This is a genomic window from Variovorax sp. N23 (genome assembly GCF_025486315.1).
In the GTDB taxonomy this organism is placed as follows: domain Bacteria; phylum Pseudomonadota; class Gammaproteobacteria; order Burkholderiales; family Burkholderiaceae_C; genus Variovorax.
Genome location: NZ_JAOOPY010000011.1, coordinates 23,933 through 42,737 on the forward strand (window position 1 = coordinate 23,933; position 18,805 = coordinate 42,737).

Annotated in this window: 20 protein-coding genes and 1 pseudogene; 14 read left to right on the top strand and 7 right to left on the bottom strand. The window is 67.9% G+C overall.

What is annotated here, in order from left to right; all coding sequences use genetic code 11:
* The first annotated feature begins 44 nt into the window (after window positions 1-44).
* The 8 genes from N8A90_RS16760 to N8A90_RS16795 all read left to right on the top strand — a co-directional run bounded on the left by N8A90_RS16760 (window position 45) and on the right by N8A90_RS16795 (window position 9,699).
* Window positions 45-1,007, top strand: a complete 963-nt coding sequence (locus N8A90_RS16760; protein WP_262076108.1) for an NAD(P)H-dependent flavin oxidoreductase — start codon at window positions 45-47, stop codon at window positions 1,005-1,007.
* 18 nt (window positions 1,008-1,025) lie between these two features.
* Window positions 1,026-2,183 carry an acyltransferase family protein gene (locus N8A90_RS16765; RefSeq protein WP_262076109.1) on the top strand — a complete coding sequence of 386 codons (1,158 nt, stop codon included), beginning with the start codon at window positions 1,026-1,028 and terminating at the stop codon, window positions 2,181-2,183.
* Between the two features lie 209 nt (window positions 2,184-2,392).
* Window positions 2,393-4,111, top strand: a complete 1,719-nt coding sequence (cydD, locus tag N8A90_RS16770; RefSeq protein WP_262076110.1) for a thiol reductant ABC exporter subunit CydD — start codon at window positions 2,393-2,395, stop codon at window positions 4,109-4,111.
* Window positions 4,108-5,805 carry an amino acid ABC transporter ATP-binding/permease protein gene (locus N8A90_RS16775; RefSeq protein WP_262076111.1) on the top strand — a complete coding sequence of 566 codons (1,698 nt, stop codon included), beginning with the start codon at window positions 4,108-4,110 and terminating at the stop codon, window positions 5,803-5,805. The genes cydD and N8A90_RS16775 overlap by 4 nt, the downstream gene beginning before the upstream one ends.
* Before the next feature lie 33 nt (window positions 5,806-5,838).
* Entirely contained in the window at window positions 5,839-7,452 is a 1,614-nt protein-coding gene (locus tag N8A90_RS16780; RefSeq protein ID WP_262076112.1) for a cytochrome ubiquinol oxidase subunit I, read from the top strand.
* Between the two features lie 13 nt (window positions 7,453-7,465).
* The gene (gene cydB / locus N8A90_RS16785; RefSeq protein WP_262076113.1) at window positions 7,466-8,620 is read left to right on the top strand and encodes a cytochrome d ubiquinol oxidase subunit II; all 1,155 of its coding nucleotides are present in this window, start codon (window positions 7,466-7,468) and stop codon (window positions 8,618-8,620) included.
* 26 nt (window positions 8,621-8,646) lie between these two features.
* Window positions 8,647-8,769, top strand: a complete 123-nt coding sequence (cydX, locus tag N8A90_RS16790) for a cytochrome bd-I oxidase subunit CydX (RefSeq protein WP_262076114.1) — start codon at window positions 8,647-8,649, stop codon at window positions 8,767-8,769.
* A gap of 324 nt (window positions 8,770-9,093) precedes the next feature.
* Window positions 9,094-9,699 carry a class I SAM-dependent methyltransferase gene (locus N8A90_RS16795; RefSeq protein WP_262076115.1) on the top strand — a complete coding sequence of 202 codons (606 nt, stop codon included), beginning with the start codon at window positions 9,094-9,096 and terminating at the stop codon, window positions 9,697-9,699.
* A gap of 92 nt (window positions 9,700-9,791) precedes the next feature.
* Here N8A90_RS16795 and N8A90_RS16800 read toward each other — a convergent pair whose 3' ends face one another.
* Window positions 9,792-10,919, bottom strand: a complete 1,128-nt coding sequence (locus N8A90_RS16800; RefSeq protein ID WP_262076116.1) for a sensor histidine kinase — start codon at window positions 10,917-10,919, stop codon at window positions 9,792-9,794.
* A gap of 290 nt (window positions 10,920-11,209) precedes the next feature.
* A complete protein-coding gene (locus tag N8A90_RS16805; RefSeq protein ID WP_262076117.1) occupies window positions 11,210-11,506 on the bottom strand; it encodes a hypothetical protein in 297 nt (98 codons plus the stop codon).
* A 149-nt stretch (window positions 11,507-11,655) separates the two neighbouring features.
* On the opposite strand from N8A90_RS16805, the pseudogene cydX (N8A90_RS16810) reads away from it, so the two are divergent.
* A pseudogene (gene cydX, locus N8A90_RS16810) lies at window positions 11,656-11,777 on the top strand (cytochrome bd-I oxidase subunit CydX).
* A 160-nt stretch (window positions 11,778-11,937) separates the two neighbouring features.
* Window positions 11,938-12,306: a hypothetical protein gene (locus tag N8A90_RS16815; RefSeq protein ID WP_262076118.1), complete on the top strand. Its 369-nt coding sequence runs from the start codon at window positions 11,938-11,940 to the stop codon at window positions 12,304-12,306.
* A gap of 84 nt (window positions 12,307-12,390) precedes the next feature.
* Here N8A90_RS16815 and N8A90_RS16820 read toward each other — a convergent pair whose 3' ends face one another.
* The 5 genes from N8A90_RS16820 to N8A90_RS16840 all read right to left on the bottom strand — a co-directional run bounded on the left by N8A90_RS16820 (window position 12,391) and on the right by N8A90_RS16840 (window position 15,477).
* Window positions 12,391-12,972: a GbsR/MarR family transcriptional regulator gene (locus tag N8A90_RS16820; RefSeq protein WP_262076119.1), complete on the bottom strand. Its 582-nt coding sequence runs from the start codon at window positions 12,970-12,972 to the stop codon at window positions 12,391-12,393.
* A 60-nt stretch (window positions 12,973-13,032) separates the two neighbouring features.
* Window positions 13,033-13,173: a hypothetical protein gene (locus tag N8A90_RS16825; RefSeq protein ID WP_262076120.1), complete on the bottom strand. Its 141-nt coding sequence runs from the start codon at window positions 13,171-13,173 to the stop codon at window positions 13,033-13,035.
* Between the two features lie 21 nt (window positions 13,174-13,194).
* On the bottom strand, window positions 13,195-13,923 hold the full coding sequence (locus tag N8A90_RS16830; RefSeq protein ID WP_262076121.1) for a site-2 protease family protein: 729 nt from the start codon (window positions 13,921-13,923) through the stop codon (window positions 13,195-13,197).
* A 12-nt stretch (window positions 13,924-13,935) separates the two neighbouring features.
* Window positions 13,936-14,940, bottom strand: a complete 1,005-nt coding sequence (locus N8A90_RS16835) for a DUF2167 domain-containing protein (protein ID WP_262076122.1) — start codon at window positions 14,938-14,940, stop codon at window positions 13,936-13,938.
* A 114-nt stretch (window positions 14,941-15,054) separates the two neighbouring features.
* Window positions 15,055-15,477 (bottom strand): cupin domain-containing protein, encoded by a 423-nt coding sequence (locus N8A90_RS16840; RefSeq protein WP_262076123.1) that lies wholly within the window; start codon window positions 15,475-15,477, stop codon window positions 15,055-15,057.
* Between the two features lie 122 nt (window positions 15,478-15,599).
* Between N8A90_RS16840 and N8A90_RS16845 the strand changes: the two genes are divergently transcribed.
* Genes N8A90_RS16845 through N8A90_RS16860 form a run of 4 tightly spaced genes read left to right on the top strand, consistent with a single transcriptional unit; the run spans window position 15,600 to window position 18,792 of the window.
* Window positions 15,600-15,785, top strand: a complete 186-nt coding sequence (locus N8A90_RS16845) for a hypothetical protein (protein WP_262076124.1) — start codon at window positions 15,600-15,602, stop codon at window positions 15,783-15,785.
* Window positions 15,786-15,843: 58 nt separating this feature from the next.
* Window positions 15,844-16,944 (top strand): chorismate synthase, encoded by a 1,101-nt coding sequence (gene aroC / locus N8A90_RS16850; protein WP_262076125.1) that lies wholly within the window; start codon window positions 15,844-15,846, stop codon window positions 16,942-16,944.
* Window positions 16,944-18,149 (top strand): MFS transporter, encoded by a 1,206-nt coding sequence (locus N8A90_RS16855; protein WP_262076126.1) that lies wholly within the window; start codon window positions 16,944-16,946, stop codon window positions 18,147-18,149. The genes aroC and N8A90_RS16855 overlap by 1 nt, the downstream gene beginning before the upstream one ends.
* A gap of 49 nt (window positions 18,150-18,198) precedes the next feature.
* Window positions 18,199-18,792 (top strand): rhomboid family intramembrane serine protease, encoded by a 594-nt coding sequence (locus tag N8A90_RS16860; RefSeq protein WP_262076127.1) that lies wholly within the window; start codon window positions 18,199-18,201, stop codon window positions 18,790-18,792.
* Window positions 18,793-18,805 lie beyond the last annotated feature (13 nt).

Genomic DNA, 18,805 nt, shown 5'->3' on the forward strand with positions numbered 1-18,805 from the left:
CCGCATCCCTTAAAAAGATCCCAGACAACACCCTCGGAGACCTCATGTCCAAGCTGCCCCCCGTCCTCGCGAACCTGCCGCTGCCCATCATCGGTTCGCCGCTGTTCATCATCAGCACGCCGAAGCTGGTGATCGCCCAGTGCAAGGCTGGTGTGGTGGGGGCGATGCCGGCGCTCAACGCCCGGCCGGCCGCGCAGCTGGAAGAGTGGCTGATCGAGATCACGGAAGAATTGGCGGCCTACAACAAGGCGAACCCGGACAAGCCGGCCGCGCCTTTCGCCATCAACCAGATCGTGCACAAGAGCAACGACCGGCTCGAGCACGACATGGCGATGGTCGTGAAGTACAAGGTGCCGATCGTCATCACCTCGCTGGGCGCGCGCACCGACGTGAACGATGCGGTGCACAGTTACGGCGGGGTGACGCTGCATGACATCATCAGCAACACCTTCGCGAAGAAGGCGATCGAGAAGGGCGCCGACGGCCTGATCGCCGTGGCCGCGGGCGCCGGTGGCCACGCGGGCGTGAAGAGCCCGTTCGCGCTGATCCAGGAAATCCGCCAGTGGTTCGACGGCCCCGTCGCACTGTCGGGTTCGATCGCCACCGGCGGTGCGGTGCTCGCCGCGCAGGCCATGGGGGCCGACTTCGCCTACATCGGCACCGCCTTCATCGCCACCGAGGAAGCGCGCGCCAGCGATGCCTACAAGCAGGCGATCGTGGAGGGCAGTTCGGACGACATCGTCTACTCGAACCTCTTCACCGGCGTGCACGGCAACTACCTGGCACCGTCGATCGTCGCCGCCGGCATGGACCCGGCGAACCTGCCCGAAGGCGACCTGAAGACCATGAACTTCGCCAGCGGCGACGGCAGCAAGGCCAAGGCCTGGAAGGACATCTGGGGCTCGGGCCAGGGCATCGGCGCGATCACCGAGGTGAGCAGCGTGGCGGCCTTCGTCGAGAAGCTCAAGCGCGAATACCAGGCGGCGCGCCAGCGGCTGGCGCTCTAGGCGCCTCGCGACCGCCGCATGGCCACCGTTGCGCGCGTCCCGATACCGATCGATCCAGCGGGCGCGCGCATGCCGCTGCTCGATGCGGTCAAGGGTGTCGCCTGCGCGCTGATCGTCGGCCATCACCTGGCGCGTTACGGGCCGATGGCCGAAAGCGCCTCGGCGCTGGCGCCGTCGCTCTTCGGCTGGCTGGCGCAGCACGGGCGGCTCGCCGTGCAGGTCTTTCTTGTTCTTGCCGGCTTTCTGGCGGCGAGCAGCCTCGCGCCGGACGGGCTGTTGCGCGTGGAGCGTCCGATGGCGCGCGTGTTCCGCCGCTATGCGCGGCTCGTCATGCCCTATCTGGCTGCGCTGTCCTGCAGCGTCGTCGTCGCTGCGCTCGTGCGCCCCTGGCTGAATGACGAGGCGGTGCCCGATGCCCCGGTGGTCGCGCAGCTTATTGCCCATGCCCTGCTCCTGCAGGACCTGCTGGGCTACGACGCGCTGTCGACCGGGGTCTGGTACGTGGCCATCGACTTCCAGCTCTTCGTGCTCGCGCTGGCGGGGTTCTGGGGAGTGCGTTGGCTCGAGCGGCGGTGGAAGGTGGGCGCCGCGCACGCGCGTTGGCTGGCCGTCGCGCTGGTGTTGGGGCTCGCGGCCGCGTCGCTCGCGGTCTTCAACCGCGACCCGGCGCTCGACGACACCGCGCTCTACTTCTTCGGGGCCTACGGACTCGGCATGCTGGCCTTCTGGATTGGCCGCGCCACGCGCGACAGCACATGGCGGCTGGCCGTGCTCACGCTCGCATCGTTCGGTGCGGGCGCGCTGGCGATCGACTGGCGCAGCCGCATCGCGGTCGCACTGGTGGCGGCACTGGCCATTGCCGTGGCGCAGCGGCGGCAGTGGCTACGACCGACGGCCTGGCCCGCCTTGTGGCAGCCGTTGGTGCATCTGGGCGAGATGTCCTATTCGCTGTTTCTCATTCACTTTCCGGTGATCCTGCTGTCCAACGCGGTCGTCGACCACTGGTGGCCGGACCAGGCGTGGATGGCGCTGTGGGGCATGGCCTGCGCGCTCGCGCTGTCATGGGCGGCAGGCACCTTGCTGCACCGGCAAGTGGAAATGCGGGCAGCCACATGGCGAGCAGTGCTGGCGCTTTTCGCCGGCCTGCTCGCTTTCGGCGCGCTGAGCGCCGCGTGATGCGCCCGGCGCAGGGCCGCTGCCCCCGTGACCACGACGGCCTCCGCCGCAGGAGATAGGCATTCAGGGCCGCGATGGCCTCCCCGTTTCTCCGGCCTTCATGCCATAACCCGGCGTGCGCCGGCTTGCGCGCGCGCAAGCGACAAAAATCGATCTCCGTTAAACTTCATGAAGTTTCAGTAAATACTGAAAATTCGAAATCGAAACCGATGACTTCGTCTTCCGCCCATCCTGATGGCTCGACCGTGCCGTCGACCGCCTACCTGCGCCGACTGGCCGCGCCCGGGGTGGGAAGCCTGGTGCAGGGCGGGGCCGCGCTCTTCTGGCTGCCGCAAGCGGCGTGGCTGGCCTGGGCGGTTCAGCGTCTGGGCGCGGGCGAGGGCATTGACGCGGTATGGCTGCCGGCGCTCGGCATCGTCGCGATGGGCGCCCTGCGCGCCGCCTGCGAGGCCTGGGGCGCGCGCCGCATCTTCGGCGAAGTGCGCGGGCAGCTGTCGGTGCTGCGTGCGCAGGTCGCCGCCGCGCTGGCCGCGCGCTCGCCGCTCGACATGGCGCGGCCCGCGTCCGGGCAGGCCGCCAGCGTGATCGCCGAGCAGGCCGAGGCCGTGCTGCCGTACCTGGTGCGCTACCAGCCGGCCCGCTGGCGCGCGATGCTGGTGCCGATCTTCATCCTCGTCGCGGTGGCCTGGTTCTCGTGGGTCGCCGCGCTGATCCTGCTGGTCGCCGCGCCGCTCATCCCGATCTTCATGGCCATCGTCGGCTGGCGCGCCCAGGCGGCGAGCCAGCAGCAGATGGTCGAGATGGGGGCGATGAACGCCTTCCTGCTCGACCGGCTGCGCGGCCTCGCGACGCTGCGCGCGCTGGGCGCGGTCGATGCGACGGCGCAGCGCCTGGGCGATGTCGCGCAGTCGTTGCGCCGCCGCACCATGGCCGTGTTGCGCATCGCCTTTCTCTCGTCGGCGGTGCTCGAACTGTTCGCCGCGCTGGGCGTGGCGATGGTCGCGGTGTACATCGGCTTCCACCTGCTCGGCACGCTGGAGTTCGGCAGCTGGGGCCGTCGGCTGAGCCTGGCCGAAGGCCTGTTCGTGCTGCTGCTGGCGCCGGCCTTCTTCGAGCCGCTGCGTGAACTCTCGGCGGTGTGGCACGACCGCGCAGCCGGCGAGGCGGCCCTCGATGCGCTCGACGCGCTGGCCGAAGCGGGCGTGCCGATGCCGGGGCGTCCGAACGCGCATGCGCCCGCCGTGGTGCGCCGCGGCGCGCCGTCGGTGCGCATCGCCGGCCTGCATTTCGCGCACGCCGGCGAGGCCGCGCTGTTCGACGGCCTCGACCTGCAGGTGGCGGCGGGCGAGCACATCGCGCTCACCGGCCCGAGCGGCGCGGGCAAGACGGCCTTGCTGAGCCTGATCGCCGGCCTGATGCCGGCCGCGTCGGGTGACATCGCCATCGCCATCGGTGGCGTGTCGCTGAACGACGAGACGGCGCCGGCCCTGCGCCGCCGCATCGGCTGGATGGGGCAGCGCCCGCACGTCTTCGCGGCGTCGGTGCATGACAACGTGGCCATGGGGCGGGCCGGCGTTCAGGACGACGACGTGGTGCAGGCCATGCGCGACGCCGGGCTCGGCGACGTGGCGCAGGCGCGGCCTGCCACGGCGCTGGGCGAGGGCGGTGGCGGCCTGTCGGGCGGCGAACTCGTCCGGCTGGCGCTGGCCCGGCTGGCGGTGCAGCCTGAGGCCGACCTGTGGCTGGTCGACGAGCCGACCGCGCACCTCGACACCGACACCGCCGAGCGCGTGGTCGACGCCCTGCTGCGGCTGGCGCAGGGCAAGACGCTGATCGCGGTGACGCACGATCCGATCCTGGCCGCGCGCATGCAGCGTGTGGTGCAACTGGGCGGCGAGCCGGCCGTGATGGCGCAGGAGGCCGCATGACGCGCGCTCGCCATCGTCGCCTGCACGAACTGCGCACCGTGCTGCGGCCCTTCGTCGCCACTGCCCCGCGGCGCCTCGCGCTGGGTGCGGCGCTCGGTGCGCTCACCGTGCTCATGGGCATGGCGCTGCTGGGGCTGTCGGGCTGGTTCATCACGGCAACGGCACTGGCCGGGCTGAGCGCCACGGCGGCCGTTCTCTTCGACGTCTTCATGCCGTCCGCCGGCATCCGGCTGCTGGCATTGGGCCGCACCGGTGCGCGCTACGGTGAACGCCTGGTGACGCACGATGCGACCTTCGCCGCACTGGCCGATCTGCGTGAACGGCTGTTCCGCGGATGGGCGCGGCCCGAGGCGGCACGCGCGCTGATGGCGCGGCCGGCCCGGCTGCTGTTCCGGCTGACGGCCGACATCGACGCGCTCGAATCGCTGTACCTGCGCCTGGGCGTGCCGGCCATCGCCGCGCTCGGCGCCGCGCTGCTGGCCGGCGTGGTGACGGGCTTCATGGACCTGTGGCTCGGCGTCGTGCTGACGGCCTGGCTGCTCGTGTCGGGCTGGGGCATCGGGCTGTGGCTCACGCGGCGGGCACGCCCGCATGCGATGCGACGCGCCCAGGCCACCGAGTTGCTGCGCGCACGTGCGGTGGACTTGGTGTCGGGGCAGACCGAGCTTGCGATGGCGGGCCGGCTCGACGCGCAGCGCGACGCGCTCGCCGCCGCGGACCGGCGCCTGGCACGCGCCGACCTGGCGCTCAACCGGCTCGACGTGCGCGCCGGGGCCGCTTACAGCATGGCCGGCACGCTGACGCTCGCCGCCGTGTTGCTGGCCGTCGGGGCGCTGGTGGGCGAGGGCGCCATCGGCGCGCCGGCCGCCGCGCTCGCATTGCTGGTCGCACTCACTGCGACCGAACCCTTCGCCGCCTTGCGCCGCGGCGCGCTCGAAGCCGGGCGCACCTGGCTGGCCGTGCATCGGCTGGCGCCGCGCATGGCCGACGCTGTTTCCCTCGTGGCTGTCGACGCGATGGGCCAGGACGTGTCGCTGCATGACGTGCACGCGACCCATGCCGGCAGCGCCGCGCCGGCGCTGCAAGGCGTCTCGCTGCGCATCGCAGCAGGTGAACGCGTCGCGCTCGTCGGGCCCAGCGGCGCCGGCAAGTCGACCTTGCTGGCCGTGCTGGCCGGCGAGATCGCACCGACGCATGGCGACGTGCAGGTGCCGGCGCACTGCCTGCTCACGCAGCGCTCGGAGGTCTTCCAGGACAGCCTGCGCGACAACCTGCGCCTGGCCGATGCGTCGGCCGACGATGCGCGCCTGTGGTCGGTGCTCGAGGCCGCCGGCCTCGCGGACGAGGTGCGCGCCACGTCGGGCGGCCTCGACACCCCGCTGGGCGAGGGTGGCCTGGGCCTGTCCGGCGGCCAGTTGCGCCGCCTGGCGCTGGCGCGACTGCTGCTGCGCGACGCACCCTTCTGGCTTCTCGACGAGGCCACCGAAGCGGTGGATACTCGAACCGCCCATGACGTGCTGCGCCGTCTGGCGGGCCGGGCCGAGGGCCACACACTGCTCATCGCCACCCACCTGCGCCGCGAGGCGGCCCTGGCGGATCGACTGATCCGCATCGACCGCGGCCGCCTGGTGGCCGACCTGCATCGCGGCACCCCGGCCTTCGACGCCGCCCTGCGCGCGCTGCGCCCCGATTGACGTCAGACCGAAGAACAAAGCAAAGGAACCCCCATGGACCTCGACATCGTTGCCCTCTCGCGATTGCAATTCGCGCTGACGGCGCTCTACCACTTCCTCTTCGTGCCGCTCACGATCGGGCTGGCCGTGATCCTCGCGATCATGGAGACGGTCTACGTCATGACGGGGCGCACCGTCTGGCGCGACATGACCAAGTTCTGGGGCGTGCTCTTCGGCATCAACTTCGCGATGGGCGTGGCCACCGGCATCGTCATGGAGTTCCAGTTCGGCATGAACTGGAGCTACTACAGCCACTACGTCGGCGACATCTTCGGCGCGCCGCTGGCCATCGAAGGCCTGATGGCCTTCTTCCTCGAAGCCACCTTCGTCGGCCTGTTCTTCTTCGGCTGGGACAAGCTCAGCAAGGTCGGCCACCTGATGACGACCTGGGCGGTGGCGATCGGCTCGAACCTGTCGGCGCTGTGGATCCTGATCGCCAACGGCTGGATGCAGAACCCGGTCGGCTCGGCCTTCAACCCGCAGACCATGCGCATGGAAGTCACCGACTTCTATGCGGTGCTGATGAACCCTGTGGCGCAGGCCAAGTTCGTGCACACGGTGTCGGCGGGCTACACGGTCGCGGCGATCTTCGTGCTGGGCGTGTCGGCCTGGTACGTGCTCAAGGGCCGGCACCTCGCGCTCGCCAAGCGTTCGATGACGGTGGCTGCGTCGTTCGGCCTGGCCGCATCGCTGTCGGTCGTCGTGCTGGGCGACGAGAGCGGCTACCTGTCGACCGAGCACCAGAAGATGAAGCTGGCGTCGATCGAAGCCATGTGGAAGACCGAGCCCGCCCCCGCGGCCTTCACCGCCTTCGGCTTCCCCGACCAGGCCGCGCGCGAAACGCACTACGCGATCCACATCCCCGCGGTGATGGGCCTGATCGGCACGCGTTCGCTCGACACCCAGATCCCCGGCATCGAGGATTTGGTCAAGCTCGCCGAGCAGCGCATCAAGGAGGGCATCAAGGCCTACGACGCGCTGCAGACCATCCGCGCGGCGGGCAGCGATGCGGCCGTGCCCGCAGCGGCCCGCGAGGCCTTCGAGCGCGACGGCCGTTCGATGGGCTATGCCCTGCTGCTCAAGCGCTATGTCGACGATCCGCGGCAGGCCACGCCCGCACAGATCAGTCAGGCGGCCTGGGACACCGTGCCCGCGGTGGCGCCGTTGTACTGGTCCTTCCGCATCATGGTCGCGCTGGGCATGTTCTTTATCGTGCTGACCGCCACCTTCTTCGTGCTGTCGGTGCGCCGCCGGCTCGATGCGCACCGCTGGCTGCTCAAGCTGGCCGTGTTCGCGCTCCCGCTGCCATGGATCGCCGCCGAGGCCGGCTGGATCGTGGCCGAGGTCGGCCGCCAGCCGTGGGTGATCGAAGGCGTTCTGCCGACGGCCGTGGCCGTCTCCAGTCTGGGCGTGACCACGCTGCTCATCACCATCGCGGGCTTCGCGCTCATCTACACCGTGCTGCTCGTCATCGAGATGAAGCTGATGCTCAAGTCGATCCGCAAGGGCCCCGCCGACCATCCGGTGCCACCGCCCGCGGTCTACCGAGACGAAGCCGCACCCGAGCTGCGCACAGCCCGCAATGCGCCGCTGACCGCCGCCGACTGACCAGGAGCACGACATGATCCTTCACGACCTCATCACCTACGAAACCCTGCGCCTGATCTGGTGGCTGCTGCTCGGCGTGCTGCTGATCGGCTTCGCCGTCACCGACGGCTTCGACCTCGGCACCGGCATCCTGTTGCCCTTCGCGGGGCGCAACGACGTCGAGCGCCGCGTCATCATCAACAGCGTCGGCCCGGTGTGGGAAGGCAACCAGGTCTGGCTGATCCTGGGCGGCGGTGCGATCTTCGCGGCCTGGCCGCAGCTCTATGCCGTGTCCTTCTCGGGCTTCTACCTGGCGATGTTCGCGATCCTCGCGGCGCTCATCCTGCGGCCGGTCGCCTTCAAGTTCCGCAGCAAGCGCGAGGAACCGACCTGGCGCGCGCGCTGGGACGCGGTGCTTTTCTTCAGCGGCTTCGTGCCCGCGCTGATCTTCGGCGTGGCCATGGGCAATGTGCTGCGCGGCGTGCCCTTCCGCTTCTCGCCGGACATGCACATCTTCTACGACGGCTCCTTCTTCGGCCTGCTGAACCCCTTTGCCGTGCTCTGCGGGCTGGTGTCCGTGGCGATGCTCGTGATGCACGGCGCCACATGGCTGCAGCTCAAGACGCAGGGCCCCGTGGCTGATCGCGTGCGCCGCTACGGCAGCGTGGCCGCCATCGCGACGGTGGCGCTCTATGCGCTGGCAGGTTACGCGATGTGGCGCTGGATCGATGGCTACCAGGTGACCAGCGTGCAGCCGGTGGGCGGCCCCTCGAACCCGATGCTCAAGACCGCCGTGGTGCAGCAGGGCGCCTGGTTCGCCAACTACGCGGCGCGGCCTTGGCTGTGGGCGGCGCCGGCGCTGGGCTTCGTCGGGGCGCTCGTCGCACTGCTGGGCCTGCAACTGCGCCGCGAGGTGCTGGCCGTGCTGGCGAGCGCGCTGTCGATCACCGGCATCATCCTGAGCGTGGGCGCCTCGATGTTCCCCTTCATCCTGCCGTCGTCGATCGACCCGCGTGCCAGCCTGACGGTGTGGGACTCCTCGTCGAGCCACCTCACGCTGTTCATCATGCTGGTGGTGACCGTCGTCTTCATCCCGCTCATCGTGGCCTACACGAGCTGGGTCTACCACGTGCTGTGGGGCAAGGTCGACGCCGACGCGATCCGCGACGAGCGCGGCCACGCCTACTGAAACCTCAACGAAACAAGGAATCGATCATGTGGTACTTCGCCTGGATCCTGGGGCTGCCGCTGGCAGCCACCTTCGCGGTGCTCAACGCGATGTGGTACGAGCTGATGGAGGATGACGCCGTGCGTCACGACAAGATGGACAAGCCCTGAGGGGCGCTCGATGGTGGTGGCACCGAAGGCCCGCAGATGCGGGCCTTTTTTTTGCTTTGCACCGTGGAGTCGCCCTGTGTCGGGTCGGTTGCCTCCTGCGACGGGGGGCCGCATCGATTCCAAAGCTGCCGCGGAGGGGCGCGGTAGAGCCGCCAGCGACGACTTGCCTTGCGACCGTCTACAGTCGATAGGGACCGGACGTTTTCAGAGGCGCAGTGGTCGTTCGCCGACAGCGTCAACTCGATGCTGTCGTCGGTGCGGCCACAGCCGGAAGGTCCGTTCATTGCCTTGAAAAAAATGCAGCGCCCGAGGAGGGGTGCGACCATGCAATCAGCCGGCGCCGCTACTTTCGACGAAGCCTATTACCAGCACTACTACTTCGACAAGAAGACCAAAGTGGTGGACCCTCGACATGTCGAGCGCCTGGGTGCGTTTGTCTGCGCCTATTTGCGATACCTGCGCGTACCCGTCAGGCGGGTGCTGGATGTCGGTTGCGGCATCGGGCTCTGGCGCGACGTCGTGGCGCGACAGTTTCCCTCGGCCAGTTACCACGGCGTCGAGTTCAGCGAATACCTGTGCGGCCGATACGGGTGGGAACGCGGCTCCGTGACGGACTACCAAGCGAGCACGCCCTTTGACTTCGTCATCTGCCAGGGGGTGTTGCCCTACCTCAGCCCACCGGATCTGAAGCGTGCGCTGCGCAACCTGGGCGGACTGAGTCAGGGCGCGCTGTATGTGGAGGCCGTGACGCGCGAGGACTACGAGCGCGGCGTGTTGGACGAGGACCTGACCGACCCTCGTATCTTTCGCCACAGCGCCGAGCTGTACCGAGCCGGGCTGTCTCGGAATTTTCAGGAGGTGGGCGGCGGCGTGTGGCTGAGCCGGCGAGCCGGGTTGCCATTGTTCTCGTTGGAGTGCGCAGCAGAGTGACGTCCCCAAAAGTAGGCTGGGCGGGGTTGCCCTGGCAGACCGCACTGCCGGGCGCGAAGTCTGTTTCGGGCTCGATGACGCGCGCTGCGCGGCTATTGAAGCGTCCTGCGCGGAAGCCTGATGGTGAACACGCACCCTGTTCCGGGTACATCCCGCACGGTCAAAGCGCCACCGTCAGCCTCGATGTGCCGCCGTGCGATAGAAAGACCGAGCCCCAGACCGCTCTTGTTCGTACCGACCTGAACGAAGGGCTTGAAGATGCGTGAGGTCGCTCCCGGGGGAAGCCCTCCGCAATGGTCCTTGACATCGACCAGGACATCGTCTCCCTCCGCGTAGGCGCTCAGCGTGACCTCGGTGTGGGCGTGGGTGAATTTGAAGGCGTTGTGAAGCAAGTTCACCAAGGCCGCCAGGAGATGCTCCCGATGGCCGGAGACGCCAAGGGCGGCATCGACGTCTGAAACCGAAAACCTGCAGCCCTTGGCGCTTGCGTCGAGCGAGGCGGCATTCTGGGCATCCGCGACGAACGACGCGACCGAAAACGCGGCCTCCAGCGAAGGCTCGGCCGCGCCCTTGACCTCGGACAGCGACAGGTTGAGCAGAGCCTCCAACGAAGTCAGGCTCCTCTTCATCACTGCGCCGGTCGTACCACCGATTGCAACTCTTCCCGATTCCAGGGCCGCGAATGCAAGGATGGCGGTATGCAGGTAATTCCGCAACTCATGCACCAGCCTGCCAAGGCGTTCGCTTTCCTGGGCGGAATGCTGAAACGCGACGCTCGCATCCCGACAGGCGTCGAATTCCGTGACCGCATCGGCGATGGCATTGTCGAGGCAGCGATTCAGCGTGCGGAACTCGTCGACGGAAAAGGGGACGCCTCGCTCGACCGCGAGGTCGGTGATGGCTTGGCAGAGGTCGCCGTAGTCATGCACCACCTGGGCGACTGAAAAGTCAAGCTTCAGGAGTTCCCTGCCGTGCGCTGCGGCGCTCAACCCCATCTCGGACAAGGCCGCTGCGTCACCGCCTGCAGCACCTGAAATCCTGAAACTCTCGTCGGCCTCACCGTTTTCCTGTGCTTCCAGCGTTTTCATCAACTGGTCCAGGAACAAGGGAATGCCATTGGCGAGTTGGGCTTCCGTCACTGCTCGCCGGGGCCGCTTCGCGACCTTGGCCTTGCACCGCTCAATCAACTCGCCCCGGTTGTCGGCTAGGAATTGATGCATTCGGTGCTCCGTCCGTGCCCTTGGTTTCAACAGAGTCAAAGCGCGTTCAGTGGAGAAAACCCGGCGTTCTATGCGTGTGTGGATTGCTTGGGTCATGCGCCGTCTCACTTTCCGTGTAGTACGACGCGATTGGGCGCCCTTCCAGGCGCCGAGGATTGATCTACATCAGAGTTTGCACATGCCGGCAAAGTCGAGGATGACCACGGGGTACTGTGCCGGCCCACGGGGCACGACAGGCTCATCGCGCGAAAACGCCGGGCATCGCTTGACGCGTCAACGCCGCGACGCCATCACCTCTTCACCCGCATCTCCATCGACCGGTCGAATTGCTGCGGCGTTGCAGGCCCGGCAGCGACCACCCCCGAACGCACGGAGCCGTCGCCGATGACTTCGGCGCGAGTTTTCGAGTCGAGCCGCTGAAGCGCGTCGAAGCCCGCATCGAGTGCCCCGTCGTAGTCCGGAAAAAAGCTCGGTGACGCCGCCACACATTCGGCAGGACAGCCACTGTCCTGCTTCCTCACCAACGTCCACGAGTACTCGCTCCGCCCACGTTCCTGGACGATGACGTAGAACTCGGCGTCACTCATGGGTAGCTCCTCGAGCGGAGGAGGGCGTCAGCAGCGGCCCCGTTCGGGCTCACTCGAAGTTTCCTGATCCATGGCGACAATTTGCCGTTGTTTGCAGCAACGGGGGTTGACTTGCATCAGGGTTCTGCCACGCGCCTTCCAAGCGCATCATGTGGTATTTCGCCTGGATCCTGGGCTGCCGCTGGCAGCCACCTTCGCGGTGCTCAACGCGATGTGGTACGAGCTGATGGAGGATGACGCCGTGCGTCACGACAAACTGGACAAGCCCTGAATAATCCGCGGCGCCTCCAGGGCATCGTCTGTCCGGACGCCATTGGCTGCATTCGGCGGTTCGCAGCGCAGTCGTTGTCCGACAAATTCTGACCGTTCAGGATGGCTGGCGGTGTGCGTGGCGGAGCGAACATGTCGACTCCAACACGCAGGAGAGTCCCATGAATGCTCCATTGACCTCAGCGACCCCGGTTTCTCGGGTGTCGCCCATCGACGACGATCTCGCCGAGCAGGCGAAACCTGGTTATGGCGTCCCTTCCCAGGACCCACGACCGGAGGCGCAGCAGACGCTCCTTCCTGATGAAGCCGACCGCGAAGCTCGGTCGGTGTACGTCGGCGGCGCCGTCATGGCCGGCGCTGCTGCAGGCGCCTCTCTAGGAGTGGCCGTGGCCGGGCCAGTTGGCGCATTTGTGGGCGGGACGATCGGTGGCATTGCGGGGGCCGTCGGTGGAGCGGCCGCGGGCGCCGGAGCGGAAACGCCCTCCGTGGACGAGGAGCCCCCGGCGGATCCTGCGCACCAGAGGGTCTGACCCCTCCGCGGAGGCACGGCGATGGGGGCGTGGGCCCTGATCAATTCGCGCGTCAGAGCTCGCCACGGCTTGACGCCCCCAGGGTCAACCCGCCTTCTTCTTCTCCTTGCCCCCGCCCGTCAACCGATCCTTGAGCCCCAGCACCTTCGTCACCGTCGCGCCCATCCCCATCAGCTGCATGGCGGTCTCCGGTGCCAGCCGCTGCACGTCGTCGAACCACTTCATCAGCCGGTCGATCAGGTCGTGCATCTCGCGCATGCGTTCCTGCGCGTGGCGTTCGGCATCGTTGGTCGGCTCTTCGAGCAGGGCGCCGCGCAGCATCGACAGCGTGGGCTCGATCTCGCGGCGGCGGCGCTCCTCGGCGAGCACGCGGAAGATCTCCCAGACGTCGGAAGGTGCCTCGAAGTATTCGCGCCGGTCGCCGGGCAGGTGCCGCAGGCGCACGAGGCGCCACGATTGCAGTTCCTTCAGCCCCATGCTCACGTTGGAGCGCGAGAAGGCGAGCAGTTCGGCGATCTCGTCGGCATTGAGCGCGCGCTCCGACAGAAAGATCAGCGCGTACATCTGCCCGACGGTGCGGTTGATGCCCCACTTGCTGCCCATCTCGCCGAAGTGGGCGACGAACTGGCGGTTGAGGGGCGGGAGTTCGGGGAGCGAGGCGGGCATGCGTGATTGTCGTGCCGTTCCCGGAGATTCAGAAATGTCTGAAAGGCACCGCGCCGCAACTCAGAGGCTGAGAGTTTTTTGGCCGTGCTCGAAAGGCGCGTCAAAACGCGCCGGATCGAGGCGCAAAGCGCAGCCATAGCTCGGGCTATGGCGAGCATTTGCAACGACGAGCCGGGGTGTTTTGGCGTGCAAGGCGAGCATGGATGAAAGACTCTCAGCCTCTCAGACGCGGCCGGTGTGCTGAATCGTCTGGAGCATCTCGTGGGTGTCGTGCGCCATGATCGCGAGGAAGGCCAGCAGCCCGATGTAGTACAGGCCGTAGGTGACCCGCGTCTCGATGGTCGCCGCGTAGTAGTTCTTGTTGGCTGGATCGCTGGCGTCGTACCGCCAGGCCTTGACGACCTGAGGCAGGGCAAGGATCACCATCAGGATCAGCAGGGGGCTGGGGCGCCAGAAGAACAGGGCGCCCAGCACCGGCACGCCAAGCAGCCAGATGCGCGGCGTGAGCACGGCGGTGATCCGGCCGCCGTCGAACGGCGACACGGGCACCAGGTTGAAGAGGTTGAGGAAGAAGCCCGCATAGGACAGCGCCAGCAGCAATTCGCTGCCCGTTTCCCGTGCAGCGAGGTAGCAGGCCAGTGCAGCGATGCTGCCGAGGAGCGGCCCTGCGAAGCCGACCCAGGCCTCGGTTTCGACATCGTGCGGTTGCTCCTTGAGCTCGATCCACGCGCCGATGAAGGGGATGAAGGTGGGCGCACCGACATCGAGACCGCGCTGCCGCGCCGCGAGGAAATGGCCCATCTCATGAACAAAGACGAGACCGACGAAGCCCGCCGCGTAGCGCCAGCCGTAGACGAAGGCATAGGCGACGACCGACAGGAGCATCGAGCCGCCCGACAGCAGCACCTTGCCGAGTTTGCCGGCGCTCAGCAGGAGGAGTAGCAGTTTCACGGTCTCGGCCTCTCAGGCGCGAGGTTGCTGCGGCCCGTCCTCGGCGGGCGGGTGCGATGGCGATTCGGCTGATCGTGGCGGGTCCATCGCCGCCTGCGTCGTGCCCGAACTCGGGGCGCCCTTGGCCGGCGGCTCCTTCTTGAATACCTTGGTGATGCCCCACAACGCCGCGCCGCCGGCGACCAGCAGCACCTTGGCGAACTTGGCGGCAAAGGCAAGAATGACGGCGAGCAGGCCGAGCTTCTTCGCCGCGACTCCAGCGACCAGGGCAGCCAGCCCATACGTGGCCACCTTGTCGGTCGATTGATTGAAGTCGGTGTACTTCTTGCCGTCGTCGTAGCTCAGGGCGCCCAGGAGGCGAAGTGCGTCGGGCTTGTAGGTCGCGAGTTCGCTGGCGCCAGTGACGAGGTTCAGGCTGATGTAGCCCTCGCGTCCGAGTGCATACGTGTTGTAGTTGACCCCTTGGTCGTCGGTGTCGGTGCTGCCCTTGCGTTGCGAGGTGGCGGACCAGACCAGACGGTGCGTCGAGGTGTCGTAGGCCGGCTTCTGCGCCCAGCCGGTGACTTCGATCTCCGGGATGCCGCGCTGGACGCGGTCCTTGTTCGACTCGGACGTGCCGTCGCGCAGGCTCTGGAGCAGGTCGTCGGCGTTCCAGTCCTTGGCATCATCGTCCTTGATGTAGCCCTCCTGGACGAACTTCAGCACGGCGAACCAGTTCGCACCGTCCTTGGGGAAGACGGCGCCCACGAAGCTGTCGTCGACCCGGTTGCCCATGCTGCGCATCAGTTGGGCGGCCGCGGGTGTCGGCACCCAGATGTAGCCGGCGGGCAGCTTCAGGTGGGCTTGGTCGCGCAGCGCGATGTCGGCGGGGCCTTCCGTCTGGGAGGCGCGTGCCGCGGTGATCGCCGCGTCGCGTTCGCTGGCCAGCGCGGTGCTGGATGCCGGGTCGGCCGCATGCGCAGCGACGGCTAAAGAAAGCAGAAAAACCGCGGCGATGCGGTTGAGATATCGGTTCATGAGGCTCCCTCGGTCGTTATCGATTTTTTTGAACCGCGAGAGTCTAGCGAGCCAACGGCGCCGCCCGGCGGCAGCGGCCCTCGGCGTCTTGCAATGGGATGCCGAAAACGTCGACTATTTCCAGGGCGTCGGCGCCGGCACCTCGGCGGCCGGCTCGCAGTCGACGCTCCTGAAGTCGGCCGGCGAGACGATCTCCAGGTACTCCATGTCGGGCGAGTAGTCGAACAGGTAGTGGCGGATGCCCGGGCGCTGATGCACCACGTCGCCGGCCTCGACCAGGGTTTCCTTGTCCTCGTACATGAACCTGGCCCAGCCCTTGGTCATGATGACGATCTGGAAATCGGCCTCGTGGCGGTGCCAGCCGGTGCCGGTCTCGGGGGCCATGTTGGCCTTCACCAGATGGGCGATCACCTTGCCGTTGGTGGCTTCGGCGACGCCGAGGTCGCGGTACAGGAAGAAGTCGCGCAGGCCGCCGGACACGAATTCGGTGTCGCCGGGCTTCACATGGGAGAACTGGGTGGCGGTACGGTCCAGCATGGGCCATCTCCTTCGGTGGTGGGGGATGCTGCGCCGCACCATGCATAAAGCGTTCCCGCGGCGATGTTGCGCGATGGCACGCGCGGACGCCATACTGTGCCGAACCCACGAGAGGAGTCGCGATGAGCAACGAACTGCGCAAGAAGCTGCACGAGCTGTCGGTTCTGGTCGATAGCGCACCCGATCCGCAGACGCGGGCGATCGTCGAGGCGCTGCGGTTGCAGACGGCGATCCTCAACGAACGGCTGTTCGCCATCGACCTGCAGATCGGCGAGCTGATCCAGCGGATGGACACCCGCGTGTCCTAGCGCCGGCGATGCCCCCCGCTGGGGCAGATGCGACCCTTTGTGGGGATAATCCTGCCCCATGAGCGGCAACACTTTCGGCAATCTCTTCGCGGTCACCAACTTCGGAGAGTCGCACGGTCCGGCCATCGGCTGCGTCATCGACGGCTGCCCGCCCGGCATGGCCCTGACCGAGGCCGATATCCAGGGCGACCTCGACCGTCGCCGCCCCGGCACCAGCCGCCACGTCACGCAGCGCAACGAGCCCGATGCGGTGCAGATCCTGTCGGGCGTGTACGAGGGCAGGACCACCGGCACACCCATCGCGCTGCTGATCCAGAACACCGACCAGCGCAGCAAGGACTACGGGCAGATCGCCCAGCAGTTCCGCCCCGGCCACGCCGACTTCACCTACTGGAAGAAGTACGGCATCCGCGACCCGCGCGGTGGCGGGCGCTCGTCGGCCCGGCTGACCGCGCCGATGGTCGCGGCCGGCGCGGTGGCCAAGAAGTGGCTCTACGAACGGTACGGCACCGTGTTCCGCGGCTGCATGACGCAGATCGGCGAGATCGCCATCCCGTTCGAGGACTGGTCGCACGTGCCGCACAACCCCTTCTTCGCGCCGGTGGCCGACGTGGCGAAGCTCGAGGCCTACATGGACGCGCTGCGCAAGGCCGGCGATTCGTGCGGCGCGCGCATCCGCGTCATGGCGTCGAACGTGCCGGTGGGCCTGGGCGAGCCGCTGTTCGACAAGATGGACGCCGAGATCGCCTACGCGATGATGGGCATCAATGCGGTCAAGGCGGTGGAAATCGGCGCCGGCTGGGACAGCGTCACGCAGCGCGGCACCACGCATGGCGACTCGATCACGCCGACCGGCTTTCTCGGCAACAACGCGGGCGGGGTACTGGGGGGCATCACGTCGGGCCAGGACCTGGAGGTGAGCATCGCCATCAAGCCGACCAGCTCGATCCTCAGCCCGCGCCAGTCGATCGACATCCACAACCAGCCGGTCGAGGTGGTCACCAAGGGCCGGCACGACCCCTGCGTCGGCATCCGCGCCACGCCGATCGCCGAGGCGATGCTGGCGCTGGTCGTGATGGAACATGCCTTGCGCCAGCGCGCGCAGAACGGCGACGTGGCGCTCGCGGAAACCGTGCCGCCGCAGGCGTCCTTTCTGTAGTGGCGGCGGCGCCGTCCTCGCCGTCGCCAGCGGGCGGCCATGGCCACCTGCTGGCCTTCGCAGCGCTGTCGGCCAGCTACTTCGCGCACATCGGCTTTTTCAACCCCTACCTGCCGCTGTGGCTGAAGGACCAGGGGTTGCCCATCCTCACCATCAGCCTGCTGGCGGCGGTGCAGTCCTTCACCCGCGTGTTCGCGCCCTATGCCTGGGGCGCGCTGAGCGACCGCACCGGCGAACGCGTGCGGCTGTTGCGCATCAGCGCCGCCATCGCGCTGGCCGTGTCCTTCGGCCTCTGGGTGCCCGGCAATGCCTGGTGGATCGCGCTGGTGCTGCTGCTGCTCTTCACGCACACCAGTTCGATGATGGGGCTGACCGAGGCGGCGATGGCGCAGCTGGTGGCCGGCGACTGGGGCCGCTACGGGCGCATCCGGCTGTGGGGCTCGGCGGGCTTCCTGGTCACCGTCTTCGTCGCCGGCAAGTGGTTCGACCGCTTCGGCATGGGCCACTTCCCCGCGTGGGCGGCCGTCACGCTGGCCCTGGTGCTGCTGGCCGCCTGGCGCCTGCCCGACGTGCGCGAGCCGCGCACAGCGCATGGGAAGGAACACGTGCCCGTCATGCCTGTGCTGCGCCAGCCGGTGGTGCGCTGGTTCCTGCTGTCGCTGTGCCTGCACGTCACCGCGCACTTCTCGATCTACGGCTTTCTTTCGCTCTACCTCGATTCGCTCGGCTACGACAAGGGAATGATCGGCGCGCTCTGGGCGCTGTCGATCGTGACCGAGGTCGCCTGGTTCTTCGTGCAGGGGCGCTTCATCGGCCGGCTGACGATGTCGCACTGGCTGCTGCTGTGCAGCGCGGTCGCGGTGGTACGCATGGCGATGACGGGTGTGGCCGGACAGTGGCTGGCGGCCATCCTGTTCGCGCAACTGCTGCATGGCCTGAGCTTCGCTGCGCACCACACGACCTGCATCGCGCTGATCACGCGCCATTTCCCCGGCCGCCTGCGGGGGCGGGGCCAGGCGCTCTTCACCGTGGTCGGCTACGGTGTCGGGGGCGTGGCCGGCGTGCTGGCGGGCGGTGCGCTGGCCAGCCGCTTCGGTTTCGTGGCGATGTACGTCGCCGCCACCGTGCTCGCGCTGCTGGGCACAGGGTGTGCCTGGCGCATGCTGCGTGCCGAGGCCGCCCTGGAACCCCGCGCCACCGCCTGAGTCGCACCGCGCAACTTTTCTTTCTTTCCTGTCCAGAAACGGAGCCCCGATGTTTTCCATGCCGCCCGCCACCCAGGCGCTGATCCTCAGTTGCGTGATCGTGTTCCTGCTGCAGTCGCTGGGCATCGATGGCCTGGCCGCCTTCGCCCTGTGGCCGGTCGGCTCGGGCGGCTTCATGCCGTGGCAGGTGATCACCTATGCCTTCCTGCACGGCGGGCTGTCGCACCTGGTCTTCAACATGTTCGGGCTCTTCATGTTCGGCGCCGAGCTCGAACGCGTGTGGGGCGCCAAGCGCCTCTTGGTCTTCTACTTCGCGAGCGTGCTGGTCGCCGCGCTCACGCAGCTGCTGGTGGCCGCGTGGAGCGGCAGCCCCAACCCCACGGTGGGCGCATCGGGTGGCCTGTTCGGGCTGCTGCTCGGCTTCGCGATGCTGTTTCCGCACCGTCGCATCGTCCCGCTGATCCCGCCGATCCCGATGCCAGCCTGGCTCTTCGTGGTGATCTACGGCGTGATCGAACTCGTCCTCGGCGTGACGGGCAGCATGAGCGGCGTGGCGCACTTCGCCCATCTGGGCGGCATCCTTGGCGGCTGGCTGACGCTGCGCTACTGGCGCGGGCAACTGCCGTTCGGCCGCCGCCTCTGACCATCGGGGCCAA